Source organism: Candidatus Accumulibacter vicinus (assembly GCF_000584955.1).
Taxonomy (GTDB): domain Bacteria; phylum Pseudomonadota; class Gammaproteobacteria; order Burkholderiales; family Rhodocyclaceae; genus Accumulibacter; species Accumulibacter vicinus.
Window position 1 is genome coordinate 1,631 of record NZ_JDSS02000006.1, and the last position, 658, is coordinate 2,288.

Here is a 658-nt window from a genome sequence, read left to right on the forward strand (position 1 = left end):
GGCAATGCGCTGGCGGCCCATGGTGTCCGCGGCGGCGAAGTGCTGCCGACCATTCACTCAAGGCGTTTGCAGCCGAGCTGCTGACGCCCCCGCTCATCTCCTCTTCCCATGGCCGAACCCGACAAGACGCCTGCCTCCCCGCTGTCGCTGCTGACGATTGACCGCAACGCGGCCCCGACCCGGCGGCGCCGGCGCCGCTGGGCTGTCTGGCTGGCGGGTGCGCTCGGCATCGGTGGCATCGCCGCCTACCTTCTCGTGCCGGGCAGGGTGGACGTCCAGGTCACGACCGTGCTCAGTGCCTACCCGTCGCAGCAGTACACACAACTGACCGCTTCCGGCTACGTGGTCGCCCAACGCCGCGCGTCGGTGGCTTCGAAGGGCACCGGCCGACTGGTCGAGCTGCGGGTGCGCGAGGGCAGCCCGGTGCGGGCGGGCGAACTGATTGGACGCCTTGACGCCAGCGACGTGCAGGCCGCGCTGCGGGTCGCCGAGGCGGCGATCGGTCAGGCCGCGGCCGGGGTGCGTCAGGCCGAGGCCAACCTCGAACAGGCGCAGGCCGAAGCCGCCAACGCCGAGGTCGAGTTCCAGCGTCAGCAGGCCTTGCGTGCCCGCGGCTTCGTCTCGTCGCAGGCGGTCGATGCGGCGCAGCGCCGCGCGC

General features: G+C 72.3%; 1 protein-coding gene. It reads left to right on the forward strand.

Translation table 11 applies throughout. From position 1 onward, the window contains the following. Window positions 1-108: 108 nt before the first annotated feature. On the forward strand, window positions 109-658 hold a 550-nt coding region (locus CAPSK01_RS21320), incomplete at its 3' end, for a biotin/lipoyl-binding protein (protein ID WP_273702828.1).